The following is a 12,231-nucleotide window of genomic DNA, read 5'->3' as shown; positions in this document are numbered from 1 at the left end:
GTGCGAAAGCGAAGCGACAGCAACAAGGTGTTTTTCTGTGCGAAAGCGAAGCGGCAGCAACAAAGTGTTTTTCTGTGCGAAAGCGAAGCGGCAGCAACAAGGTGTTTATCTGTGCGAAAGCGAAGCGGCAGCAACAAGGTGTTTATCTGTGCGAAAGCGAAGCGGCAGCAACAAGGTGTTTATCTGTGCGAAAGCGAAGCGACAGCAACAAGGTGTTTTTCTGTGCGAAAGCGAAGCGACAGCAACAAGGTGTTTATCTGTGCGAAAGCGAAGCGACAGCAACAAGGTGTTTTTCTGTGCGAAAGCGAAGCGGCAGCAACAAAGTGTTTTTCTGTGCGAAAGCGAAGCGGCAGCAACAAGGTGTTTATCTGTGCGAAAGCGAAGCGACAGCAACAAGGTGTTTATCTGTGCGAAAGCGAAGCGACAGCAACAAGGTGTTTTTCTGTGCGAAAGCGAAGCGACAGCAACAAGGTGTTTTTCTGTGCGAAAGTTAAAACTATGACACTGCGAAATTGGTTAAGATTAAAGAATGTTGTACGAAAAATTGAAGTGTTAGCGGTAATTATGTATTAGTCTCGGTGACTAGAAGTGATTGCAGAGTTTCTGATAGTGCTACGAAGGAATATATTTCCACACAAGTGGCCATTTCTTTTGTTACTCTATTTCATTTTGAATCTTATTGTCGTTGAAATGATTTTAGAGTCGTCATACTATATACGAAAAAAAGAGCAAAAGGTTCCAAAAAAATGAAAAAAACTACGCAATTTTGCGTAGTTTTTTGTAATGAGGTTAAACCTCCATAATGATCGGTAAAATCATAGGGCGACGTTTTGTTTTTTCAAATAAATATGGCCCTAATACGTCAGTAATGTCATTTTTCAGCTCAGTCCATTGAGGAGTTTTGCTTTGAATTGTCTCGTTCAGGTGACGGTTTAGCATTTTTTGTGCTTCATTAATCATCGTACCTGACTCACGCATGTAAACAAAGCCTCGTGAAATAATGTCTGGACCGGAAACGATTTTTTGGTTTTCCATATCCACACTTACAACAACGATTACTAAACCTTCTTCAGAAAGAATGCGGCGATCGCGTAATACGATATTGCCGATATCTCCAATACCATTGCCATCAATATAAACGTCTCCTGAAGGAATACGACCTGCTACATGTGCTTCGTTGGCACTTAATGCTAGCACGTCACCATTCTCCATAACGAATGTATTTTCAAGCGGAACATCACAATCTTCTGCTAGATGCGTATGCATTTTCAACATACGGAATTCACCGTGAATCGGCATGAAGAATTTAGGCTTCATTAAGCGTAGCATCAATTTTTGTTCTTCCTGAGAACCATGACCAGAAGTATGGATATTATTTAGTGCACCATGTATAACTTCTGCCCCTGCACGGAAAAGTAAGTTGATGATCTTGTTTACACTTACTGTATTTCCTGGTACTGGTGAAGAAGAGAAGATAACTGTGTCACCAGGCTGGATTTGGATTTGACGATGTGTACCATTGGCAATACGAGATAGGGCCGCCATCGGTTCACCTTGAGAGCCTGTGCATAATATCATTACTTCATTGGCAGGAAGACGATTAATGCTTTGGGCATCAATAAATGTATCCTTTGGTGCGTTAATATAGCCTAGTTCACGACCAATTGTAATGGCATTATCCATTGAACGTCCGAAGACAGCAATTTTTCTTCCGTATTTTATTGCAGCATCTGTTGCTTGTTGTAAACGGTGAATGTTAGATGCGAAAGTTGCGAAAATAATACGACTATCCACCTTACGGAAAATTTCATCGATGCTTTTTCCAACTGTACGCTCTGACATTGTGAAGTTCGGCTTTTCTGCATTCGTACTATCTGAAAGTAAGCACAGTACTCCATCACGGCCGATTTCAGCCATTTTTGTTAAGTTGGCTGGCTCGCCAACAGGTGTAAAGTCAAATTTAAAGTCACCTGTATGCACGATGTTACCAGGTGGTGTTTTTACAACGATTCCGTAAGCATCAGGAATACTATGTGTTGTTCTAAAGAAGCTAACAGATGTTTTTCTGAACTTAATAACATCTTCTTCTTTAATTTCGATAAGCTTTGTTGTACGTAACAAGCCATGCTCGTCTAACTTATTGCGTAATAAGCCAAGTGCAAGCTTACCGCCGTAGACAGGGACATTTACTTGACGTAATAAGTAGGGAATACCACCAATATGGTCTTCATGTCCATGTGTAACAAATAATCCTTTAATTTTGTCGACATTGCGTACTAAATACGTATAATCCGGAATAACGTAGTCAATGCCGAGTAAGTCGTCTTCCGGGAATTTAATACCGGCATCAATTAAAATGATTTCATCTTGAAATTGAACGCCGTAAGTGTTTTTGCCGATTTCGCCCAGTCCGCCGAGCGCGAAAACAGCTGCTTGGTCATTTTTAACAAACTTCATGTTTGTTAAATTTCCTCCAAGATGAAGTTCGGGCTTGCTTGTTCGTAGGCTAAATAGTTACCTTCAAGCAGTTGAACGAACTCGATGTTGTAGTTTCGGTCTTTTAGCTTTTCACGTACTTCGCGTTCTGAAGCAGCTTCAAGGTATAGACTATTAGTGTTTTCGCGAACTGGAATTTCATTTGCTTTTTCTTGATAATAAACTTTGTAAATCATAGTTTGCTCTCCTTTTATTGCGTACAATTTTCTTGCACCTTTGACTAATACCACACACGTACTACAAGAAAAAACAGCGAATTTCTAGTGAACAAAGGAAGAAATTAAGCGTTTGAATTTCTTGTATCTCAGTGCTACAATCCAGACGTAATTACAACAAGGTGTAATTGAATCAAGCGATGAGACAGTGGTTGCACATAACCAAATAAATGCATTTCCTTTATATTATCACGCAGTTACTCTAAAATAAAGAAAAGCCCTTCAAATAATGAAGGGCAAATGTTAGGCAATTGATTTTTTTCCGAGTATGCCGCGAAGTTGCTTCAACAATTTACGTTTGAGTTTCTTCAGCATGGCACATCACTCCTTAGGATCATTATAAAAAAAATATTGCCTCTGTAAAGTCATAAACCTTGCGGAATAATACATAATGAAGGAGACTATAAGATGAAGAAAATATTATTTTTTGATGTAGATGGTACACTTTATAATAGTGAGAAAATATTACCTGCTTCTGCGAAAGAAGCGCTTTTTGAAGCTCGTCGTAATGGTTATGAGATAGCGATTGCTACTGGACGTGCACCTTTCATGATTCAATCATTACTAGAAGAGTTAGATATTAATACGTATGTGACATTTAATGGGCAATATGTAGTTTATCGTGGTGAGGTTGTCTATACAAATGGTGTTGAGAAAGACGAGCTAGCCAAAATCATTGCCTTTGGTGAAGCGCGAAATGAACCTGTAGTATTTTTAGACGACCAACAAATGATTGCATCTGTTGGAAATAACGATATGATAGCCGAAAGCTTAAATACATTAAAATACCCGTATCCAAATTTAGATTCAACTTATTATATGCAGAACGAAGTATATCAAACACTTATTTTTATGGAAGAAAAAGATGAGGATTTATATCGTGAAGCATTCCCGAACGTGCAGTTTGTACGTTGGCATCGCTATTCTTGTGATATTTTACCAAAGGGAGGCTCGAAGGCTGCGGGTATTGAAAAGGTCCTTGAGAAAATGGGGCTGACATTAAATGATGCCATTGCTTTTGGAGATGGTATCAATGATATTGAAATGCTTCAGGCTGTTGGGACAGGCGTGGCGATGGGGAATGGACATGAGAGCGTAAAGGCTGTTGCTACCCATATTGCAGAGCATGTAGATGAGGACGGTCTCGCTAAAATCATGCGCAAATTAAAGCTTATCTAAAGAAACTAAAAAGCAACTGGTTGTAAGAATTGATTACAGCTAGTTGCTTTTGTATTTAGTAAATTATTCAGTGTCTTCGATGTTTGTTTTTACTATTTTCAGTTGTACCCCTTTATCCGCGAAATGATTGATAGTGTCTTTAGAGAGTCCATTATCTGTAATAATCATATCTACCTCATCTACTGGACAAACTTGAATGGCGACATCTTTGTCAAATTTTGAAGAGTCTGCTGCTACATATACAGTTTGGGAAATGTTTATAATTTGCTTTCGGGTGATCGCCTCTTCTAAATTGAAATCTGAAATTCCTTTTTTAATCGACACCCCACTTGCACAAATAATAGCTTTATTAATATTAAGGTAATCGAAGCGGAAGAGGAAATCATTAGACGTTACGGACTTTTCGGAATGACGAACTTTACCACCGATAATAATCACTTCGATATTGGAGCCAATTAACTCAAAGGCTACGGGAAGTGAGTTTGTAATAACGGTTAATTTTTCTTTCTCTAATAAAAATGGTGTCATTTGATATGTGGTCGTTCCACTATCTAAAAAAATACATTCCCCATCTTCTACTAAAGAAGCGCAAGCTTTTGCGATCGCGATTTTTTCTGGTAGCTGTTCATGAAGTCGGTTATCCATCAACCCCTCAACAGGTTCAATATATTTAACACCACCATAAAACTTCTCTATTTTCTTATCTAGCACAAGTTGTTGAATATCACGACGGATTGTAAAGGACGTCCATATCCATATATGATTTTTAAAAATATGGAGGCATTAGGTATGGAGGCAACGAAACAAGTTGTGAAAATTGGTGATACAACTTCAGATATTAAAGAGGCTTTAAATGCAGGTGTATGGGCTGTTGGTGTTATTGTTGGAAGTTCTGAGATGGGGTTGTCTGAAGAAGAGTTTATAGCTTTATCAGAAGAAGAGCAGCAACTAGCTATTGAAAAAACAGCACGAATATTTAATGAAACAGGTGCGCATTATACAATTCGAACGATGGAAGAGCTGCCTGCACTGCTGGAAAAAATTAATGAACGTTTAGAACAAGGAATAGAAATAGCATAAAAATATCGATTGAAAGTTGAAAGTGATGGGGAGAAGATCACAACGAAGCTGACGAGAAAGTAGACCCCCGCAGTTTATGATAACTGCAGGGGTTTGCTTTCTTTCTGTGATCCTAATCGCGATCGTAGGGTGTAGAATCTGGAACTTCCGCAAATGGATTTTTTTCATTGATGCGATCGTAAAACATAATGCCGTTAAGATGATCTAATTCGTGTTGGAAGGCTATAGCAGGCATGCCTTTTAGTCGCATTTTTTTCTCTTCACCGTCAATTGTTTTAAATTTAACTGTAACACGAGCGTGACGTGGTACATAGCCGGGAACATTGCGATCTACAGAAAGGCAGCCCTCACCCGCTGCAAGGTATGTGTTTTCTACAGAGTGGCTAACGATTTTTGGGTTGATAGCTACAAAACTTAATTGTTCGCCATTGTCATCTGTTAAATGAAGGGCAAACATCCGATGTAGACTATTTACTTGATTGGCAGCTAATCCAATGCCGCCGCGTAAATTATATTTATCAGCAATTTCAGGATCTTGGCTGTTTATTAAATATTGAAGCATGTCTTCTGCTAGCTGTCTTACTTCGTCAGTTAAAGGGAATTTGACCTCCTCAGCTTTTGTGCGTAAAGTCGGATGACCTTCGCGAATAATATCATCCATTAAAATCATATATGAATCTTCCTTTCAACATTGTAGTGCTTACTTATAAGTATACATCACGTCTTAAAACAATCACATGAAAAAAGACCTTATTTGAATATACTTAAAAAATTTTTCTAAAGCTATTAGATTGTCTAGAACTGGGGCATTCTACTATTGTTAATCGTGTAAGGGAACTAAATGATTATGTACTTTTAACATGTTGTTATAATACAGTTCTTCTTGAATGATGGTACAGTATGGAACAGGGTTGTTTAATCGTTATGTTAGAAAAAATCTTTGTTTATACGCGTATTATATGATTGACCGACAGTATTTTATTCAGTATACTGAGTGCAAAGAATAAGTTGTACTAGTTGAAATGGTGATTTATTTTAATACAGCTGAAAGGGAGATGTGACAAATGGGCAAGAAAAACAATAATATTTTTGACGCTAAACAAACGCTAACTGAAATAGAAGAAAAATTTGAAATGTTTCAAATTTTGAATGAAGAAGGCGAAATTATAAATGACGAGGCAGACCCAAAGTTATCTGATGAGGAGCTAGTTGAGTTAATGACGCGTATGGTATATACACGTATTTTAGACCAACGTTCCATTTCTCTTAACCGTCAAGGTCGATTAGGCTTCTATGCACCAACGGCTGGGCAAGAAGCTTCACAACTTGCTTCACACTTTGCATTAGAAAAAGAAGACTGGATTTTACCAGGTTACCGTGATGTACCACAAATCGTATGGCATGGTTTACCTTTAGATAAAGCGTTTTTATTCTCACGTGGTCATTTTATGGGGAATCAAGTTCCTGAAGGGGTAAACGTATTAGCACCTCAAATCATTATCGGTGCACAATATATTCAAGCTGCAGGTGTAGCGCTTGGTATTCAAAAACGTGGTAAAAAAGCTGTGGCTGTAACTTATACAGGTGATGGTGGTTCATCGCAAGGGGATTTCTATGAAGGCATTAACTTTGCAGGTGCGTTTAAATCACCAGCAATCTTCATTGTGCAAAATAACCAATATGCAATTTCAACACCTCGTGAATTACAAACAGCTGCGAAAACAATTGCTCAAAAAGGTGTAGCAGCAGGCTTACCAAGTATTTTGGTAGATGGAATGGATGCGCTAGCAGTTTACGTAGCAACACGTGATGCACGTGAGCGCGCAGTTAATGGCGAAGGTCCAACTTTAATTGAAACACTGTGCTATCGCTATGGTCCTCATACAATGGCAGGGGATGACCCAACGCGTTACCGTACATCAGATACAGATACTGAATGGGCACAAAAAGACCCTCTTGTACGCTTCCGTAAATATCTAGAAGCGAAAGGTTTATGGGATGAGCAAAAAGAAGAGGCTGTTATTGAGCGTGCAAAAGAAGAAATTAAAGAGGCAATCAAGAAAGCCGATGCTGCTCCAAAACAAAAAGTAACTCAGTTAATGGAAAACATGTATAAAGGCGAAATGCCATCAAATTTAAAAGAACAATATGAAATCTATAAAGAGAAGGAGTCGAAATAACCTATGGCACAAATGACAATGATTCAAGCAATTACAGATGCACTTCGCACAGAATTAAAGAACGATGAAAACGTTCTTGTATTCGGGGAAGATGTAGGTGTCAATGGTGGGGTATTCCGCGCAACTGAAGGCCTACAAAAAGAATTCGGTGTTGACCGCGTATTCGATACGCCATTAGCAGAGTCAGGTATTGGTGGCTTAGCAGTCGGACTTTCTCTTCAAGGTTTCCGTCCAGTTCCTGAAATTCAGTTCTTCGGCTTTGTTTATGAAGTAATGGATTCAATTAGTGGTCAATTAGCACGTATGAGCTATCGTAGCGGCGGTGTCTATAATGCACCAGTAACAATCCGTTCTCCATTTGGTGGTGGTGTACATACACCGGAAATGCACTCAGATAGCTTAGAGAGTTTAATGACAGCACAACCAGGGTTAACGGTTGTTGTACCATCTACACCATACGATGCTAAAGGCTTACTGATTTCATCTATTCGAAATGATAACCCAGTAATTTTCTTAGAGCATTTAAAATTATATCGTTCATTCCGTGAAGAGGTACCAGAGGAAGCATACGAAATTCCACTAGGTAAAGCAGATGTAAAACGTGAAGGTAAAGATCTAACAATCATTGCCTATGGTTTAATGGTTCACGAAAGCTTAAAGGCTGCAGAAGAGCTAGAAAAAGAAGGTCACTCTGTAGAAGTTATTGATTTACGTACAATTCAACCAATTGATATTGAAACAATTATTGCGTCAGTTGAAAAAACAGGTCGTGCAATCGTTGTACAAGAAGCTCAAAAACAAGCAGGTATCGCTGCAAATGTTGTGGCTGAAATTACAGAACGCGCGATTTTAAGTTTAGAAGCACCTGTACTTCGTGTGGCTGCACCAGATACTGTGTACCCATTCCCACAAGCTGAAGGTGTTTGGTTACCAAACTATAAAGATGTAATGGAAACAGCAAAAAAAGTTTTAACATTCTAATGTAGCTTCTAAAAAAGGAACTGTAAATAGAAAGGATGGGTACACATGGCATTTGAATTTAGATTACCAGACATAGGCGAGGGTATTCACGAAGGCGAAATCGTGAAATGGTTCGTTAAAGCTGGAGATGCAGTAAAAGAAGATGATATTCTTTGTGAAGTACAAAATGACAAAGCAGTGGTAGAAATCCCTTCTCCGGTTGAGGGAACAGTAGAGGAAGTCTTAGTAGGAGAAGGCACAGTAGCGGTTGTTGGTGATGTCTTAATCCGCTTTGATGCACCTGGCTATGAAGACTTAAAGCTAAAAGGTGATGACCATGCTGAGGCGAAAACAGAGTCTCAAGTTCAAGCAACAGCTGAGGATGGTCAGAAAGTAGAAAAGGCTCCTGTTAAAGATGAACAGGCTCCAGAGAAAGCTACTGAAAAGACTGAAACTGTAGCTGATGATAATAAGCGTGTCATCGCAATGCCTTCAGTACGTAAATTTGCTCGAGAGCATGATGTTAATATTCGTGAAGTTAAAGGTACAGGCAAAAATGGTCGTATTTTAAAACAAGATATTGAGAATTTCCTAAAAGGTGGAGGCGCTGTAGAAGCTGAAGTAGCACCAGTGGCAAATGAAGAAACTGTTCAGCAAGAAACAACTTCACAAGCAGCAGCACCAGTAGTTCTTGAAGGTGAATTCCCTGAAACACGTGAGAAAATGTCGGGCATTCGAAAAGCGATTGCTAAAGCGATGGTTCACTCGAAACAAACGGCTCCACATGTTACACTAATGGATGAAGTCGATGTAACAGCTCTAGTAGCACATCGCAAAAAATTCAAAGATATCGCTGCTGAAAAAGGTGTCAAATTAACGTACTTACCATACGTAGTTAAAGCGCTTATTTCAACTTTACGCGAATTCCCAGAATTTAACCGCTCATTAGATGATGCAACACAAGAAATTATTCAGAAGCATTATTATAATATTGGTATTGCAGCAGATACAGAAAAAGGCTTATTAGTACCAGTTATTAAGCACGCAGATCGTAAATCTGTTTTTGCAGTATCAAATGAAATTAATGAATTAGCGACTAAAGCACGTGAAGGCAAGCTTGCACCACATGAAATGAAGGGCGCTTCGATGTCGATTACGAATATCGGCTCTGCAGGAGGACAATGGTTTACTCCGGTAATTAATCATCCTGAAGTAGCAATTCTAGGTATTGGTCGAATTTCAGAAAAACCTGTAATAAAAAATGGTGAAATTGTAGCCGCACCTGTGTTAGCATTATCATTGAGCTTTGATCATCGTATGATTGATGGAGCCACTGCGCAAAATGCTTTAAATCACTTAAAGCGTTTGTTAAGTGAACCAGAATTATTATTAATGGAGGCGTAACAAAAATGGTAGTAGGAGATTTTCCAATCGAAACAGATACTCTTGTCATTGGTTCAGGTCCTGGAGGATATGTAGCAGCAATTCGTGCAGCTCAAACTGGCCAAAAAGTAACAATCGTTGAAAAAAATGTACTTGGTGGTGTGTGCTTAAACGTAGGTTGTATCCCATCAAAAGCATTAATTTCAGTAGGTCACCGTTTTGAGCATGCTAAACATTCAGATGACATGGGTATCATCGCTTCTGACGTGAAATTAGACTTCTCAAAAGCACAAGCATTTAAAGACAGCGTTGTTAAAAAATTAACTGGCGGTGTTGAAGGCTTACTTAAAGGTAATAAAGTTGAAATTGTACAAGGTGAAGCTTATTTCGTTGACGCTCATTCAGTGCGTATCATCAATGGTGAATCTGCTCAAACTTACACATTTAACAATGTAATTATCGCAACAGGTTCTCGCCCAGTTGAAATTCCAACATTTAAATTCTCTAATCGCGTACTAAATTCTACTGGCGCACTTTCTTTACAAGAAGTACCAGGTAAATTAGTCGTTATCGGTGGAGGTTATATTGGTACAGAGTTAGGCTCAGCTTATGCTAATCTTGGCTCACAAGTAACAATTATCGAAGGTGGAAAAGATATCTTAGCTGGCTTCGAAAAACAAATGACACAAATCGTGAAAAAAGGCCTTAAAAAGAAAGGCGTTGAAATGGAAGTAAACGCATCTGCAAAAGGCGTTGAAGAAACAGAAAACGGCGTAGTAGTAACATATGAAGTTGGCGGAGAAGAGAAAAAAGTTGAAGCTGACTACGTATTAGTAACTGTAGGTCGTCGTCCAAATACAGATGAAATGGGCCTTGCTGAAATCGGTATTGAATTCGGTGAACGTGGTCTTATCAATGTTGACAAACAATGTCGTACAAATATTCCAAACATCTATGCAATTGGTGATATTGTAGCTGGTCCTCAACTTGCTCATAAAGCATCTTACGAAGGTAAAGTTGCTGCTGAAGCAATCGCTGGTGAAAAATCAATCGTTGATTATTTAGCTATTCCTGCTGTATGCTTCACAGATCCAGAAATGGCAACAGTTGGTTATAACGAAGATGAAGCGAAAGCTGAAGGCATTGAATACACTGCAGCGAAATTCCCATTCGCAGCAAATGGTCGTGCACTTGCATTAAACCAAACAGAAGGTTTCGTGAAGCTTGTTGCGCGTAAAGAAGATGGCTTATTAATCGGTGCTCAAATCGTAGGTGCTGGTGCATCAGATATGATCGCTGAAATGGGCTTAGCAATTGAAGGCGGTATGACTGCTGAAGATATCGCATTAACAATCCATGCTCACCCAACATTAGGTGAAATTACAATGGAAGCTGCTGAAGTATTACTTGGCAACCCAATCCATATTGTAGCTAAAAAATAATAAAGTTTATGAAAACGGCTATAAAGCATTTGCTTTGTAGCCGTTTTTTTGTATATTACTTGTAATTTTGATAAAGTAATTATATCGAATGAATATTCGAAAAATATACTCGATAGGGAATCTATTAAACACTGGATAGACTAAGTGAAGGTGTCAAATAAATCTAGCGAAGTGCCAGATAGTCTGTGAATTGACTGCTAGATGTCCGAAAATAATAATGATATTTATGAAAAAGAGAAGTTGAACAAAAAAACTGAGGTGATAACAATGGAACTAGGCTTAAAGGGGAAAGTAGCAGTTATTACAGGTTCAAGTAAGGGAATTGGTTATTATACAGCGATGCAGCTTGTTAAAGAGGGGGCAAAGGTTGTACTTTGTGCTCGTGGTGAAAAACAGCTTCAAGTGGCTGCCGGCTGTATTAAAAACGAAACAGGCGAGGACGTTTTAATTGTACCGACTGATATTACAAAGGAAAAGGATTGTAAGTACTTAATTGAACGAGCAGTCGAGCATTTTGGTCGCCTTGATATTCTTATAAATAATGCAGGTACAGCTTCAGCTAATCCATTTGAATCGGTTAGTAGTGAGCTATGGCAAGCTGATTTAGATTTAAAAGTGTTTGGTGCTGTCAATTGTTCAAAATATGCTACACCTCATTTGCGTAAGGTAGGTGGCGGTGCAATAGTTAATGTGACTGCGGTAATGGCTAAAACGCCACCAGCAAACTCACTCCCTACTACTGTAAGTCGTGCCGCCGGGCTTGCATTAACGAAAGCGATGAGCAAAGACTTAGGTAAAGATAATATTCGTGTGAATTCTGTTTGTATTGGGCTTATTCGTAGTGATCAAATAGAGAAAAAGTGGAAAGAAGAAGAGCCAGAGCTTACGTGGGAAAATTATTCCCGCAAAGTAGGTCAAGCGATTCCACTTGGTCGTGTAGGGGATACTCAAGAAGCAGCAAATGTCATTACTTTTTTAGTATCAGATGCAGCTAGTTATGTGACAGGAACTTCGGTAAACATTGATGGCGGTTCAGGACATGCATTATAGTTAAAAAAAGACTATTTAGCGGTTTCTTAAAAGCGAATGTAGAACAGTTTTTAGACAACCTCTTTATCTTATGTATAGAAAAAGGATGGCTCAAAGTGTTTAAAATGTACCCTATAAGATAGACACTTTCAAAAAGGTCATCTTATAGGGTATTTTTGTTTATAATGAAGAAAAAAACGAGCGGTGGTAAATAGTATGACTAAGAATTTATTTTCGAAACAACAACAGGCACAATTAAAATTAAAT

General features: G+C 38.7%; 12 protein-coding genes. 8 read left to right on the top strand and 4 right to left on the bottom strand.

All coding sequences use genetic code 11. The annotated features are described in order from the left end of the window. On the top strand, positions 1-494 hold a 494-nt coding region (locus tag AC1DCY_RS25760), incomplete at its 5' end, for a hypothetical protein (protein WP_477355134.1). 295 nt (positions 495-789) lie between these two features. Here the strand turns inward: AC1DCY_RS25760 and rnjA are convergent. Then, entirely contained in the window at positions 790-2,457 is a 1,668-nt protein-coding gene (gene rnjA / locus AC1DCY_RS25755; RefSeq protein WP_477355132.1) for a ribonuclease J1, read from the bottom strand. Between the two features lie 5 nt (positions 2,458-2,462). Next, positions 2,463-2,672 (bottom strand): DNA-dependent RNA polymerase subunit epsilon, encoded by a 210-nt coding sequence (locus AC1DCY_RS25750; RefSeq protein ID WP_477355129.1) that lies wholly within the window; start codon positions 2,670-2,672, stop codon positions 2,463-2,465. 447 nt (positions 2,673-3,119) lie between these two features. Here AC1DCY_RS25750 and AC1DCY_RS25745 point away from each other — a divergent pair, with 447 nt between their 5' ends. After that, a complete protein-coding gene (locus tag AC1DCY_RS25745; protein WP_477355126.1) occupies positions 3,120-3,890 on the top strand; it encodes a Cof-type HAD-IIB family hydrolase in 771 nt (256 codons plus the stop codon). A 63-nt stretch (positions 3,891-3,953) separates the two neighbouring features. Here the strand turns inward: AC1DCY_RS25745 and AC1DCY_RS25740 are convergent, their stop codons facing one another. Beyond that, a complete protein-coding gene (locus AC1DCY_RS25740) occupies positions 3,954-4,601 on the bottom strand; it encodes a DeoR/GlpR family DNA-binding transcription regulator (protein ID WP_477355123.1) in 648 nt (215 codons plus the stop codon). Positions 4,602-4,604: 3 nt separating this feature from the next. On the opposite strand from AC1DCY_RS25740, the gene AC1DCY_RS25735 reads away from it, so the two are divergent. Next, positions 4,605-4,970 carry an HAD hydrolase-like protein gene (locus tag AC1DCY_RS25735; RefSeq protein WP_477355120.1) on the top strand — a complete coding sequence of 122 codons (366 nt, stop codon included), beginning with the start codon at positions 4,605-4,607 and terminating at the stop codon, positions 4,968-4,970. A 112-nt stretch (positions 4,971-5,082) separates the two neighbouring features. Here AC1DCY_RS25735 and def read toward each other — a convergent pair whose 3' ends face one another. Further along, complete coding sequence (gene def, locus AC1DCY_RS25730) at positions 5,083-5,640, bottom strand: peptide deformylase (protein ID WP_477355117.1); 558 nt, start codon at positions 5,638-5,640, stop codon at positions 5,083-5,085. A 394-nt stretch (positions 5,641-6,034) separates the two neighbouring features. On the opposite strand from def, the gene pdhA reads away from it, so the two are divergent. The 5 genes from pdhA to AC1DCY_RS25705 all read left to right on the top strand — a co-directional run bounded on the left by pdhA (position 6,035) and on the right by AC1DCY_RS25705 (position 11,985). Beyond that, positions 6,035-7,150 carry a pyruvate dehydrogenase (acetyl-transferring) E1 component subunit alpha gene (gene pdhA, locus AC1DCY_RS25725; protein ID WP_477355114.1) on the top strand — a complete coding sequence of 372 codons (1,116 nt, stop codon included), beginning with the start codon at positions 6,035-6,037 and terminating at the stop codon, positions 7,148-7,150. Between the two features lie 3 nt (positions 7,151-7,153). Further along, complete coding sequence (locus AC1DCY_RS25720; protein ID WP_079559704.1) at positions 7,154-8,131, top strand: alpha-ketoacid dehydrogenase subunit beta; 978 nt, start codon at positions 7,154-7,156, stop codon at positions 8,129-8,131. 45 nt (positions 8,132-8,176) lie between these two features. After that, entirely contained in the window at positions 8,177-9,514 is a 1,338-nt protein-coding gene (locus AC1DCY_RS25715) for a dihydrolipoamide acetyltransferase family protein (RefSeq protein WP_477355110.1), read from the top strand. Positions 9,515-9,519: 5 nt separating this feature from the next. Then, positions 9,520-10,935 carry a dihydrolipoyl dehydrogenase gene (lpdA, locus tag AC1DCY_RS25710; RefSeq protein WP_477355107.1) on the top strand — a complete coding sequence of 472 codons (1,416 nt, stop codon included), beginning with the start codon at positions 9,520-9,522 and terminating at the stop codon, positions 10,933-10,935. 267 nt (positions 10,936-11,202) lie between these two features. Continuing rightward, complete coding sequence (locus AC1DCY_RS25705; protein WP_477355104.1) at positions 11,203-11,985, top strand: SDR family NAD(P)-dependent oxidoreductase; 783 nt, start codon at positions 11,203-11,205, stop codon at positions 11,983-11,985. Positions 11,986-12,231: the final 246 nt, after the last annotated feature.

The organism is Lysinibacillus sp. 10T31 (genome assembly GCF_056394365.1).
The sequence above is the reverse complement of the archived record's forward strand: the minus strand, read 5'-3'. Positions and strand labels throughout refer to the sequence as shown.

Coding starts and splice junctions, on each gene's coding strand:
- AC1DCY_RS25745 (WP_477355126.1), top strand. CDS start 3,120: ATGAAGAAAATATTATTTTTTGATGTAGATGGTACACTTTATAATAGT.
- rnjA (WP_477355132.1), bottom strand. CDS start 2,457: ATGAAGTTTGTTAAAAATGACCAAGCAGCTGTTTTCGCGCTCGGCGGA.
- def (WP_477355117.1), bottom strand. CDS start 5,640: ATGATTTTAATGGATGATATTATTCGCGAAGGTCATCCGACTTTACGC.
- AC1DCY_RS25715 (WP_477355110.1), top strand. CDS start 8,177: ATGGCATTTGAATTTAGATTACCAGACATAGGCGAGGGTATTCACGAA.
- AC1DCY_RS25750 (WP_477355129.1), bottom strand. CDS start 2,672: ATGATTTACAAAGTTTATTATCAAGAAAAAGCAAATGAAATTCCAGTT.
- lpdA (WP_477355107.1), top strand. CDS start 9,520: ATGGTAGTAGGAGATTTTCCAATCGAAACAGATACTCTTGTCATTGGT.
- AC1DCY_RS25705 (WP_477355104.1), top strand. CDS start 11,203: ATGGAACTAGGCTTAAAGGGGAAAGTAGCAGTTATTACAGGTTCAAGT.
- pdhA (WP_477355114.1), top strand. CDS start 6,035: ATGGGCAAGAAAAACAATAATATTTTTGACGCTAAACAAACGCTAACT.
- AC1DCY_RS25720 (WP_079559704.1), top strand. CDS start 7,154: ATGGCACAAATGACAATGATTCAAGCAATTACAGATGCACTTCGCACA.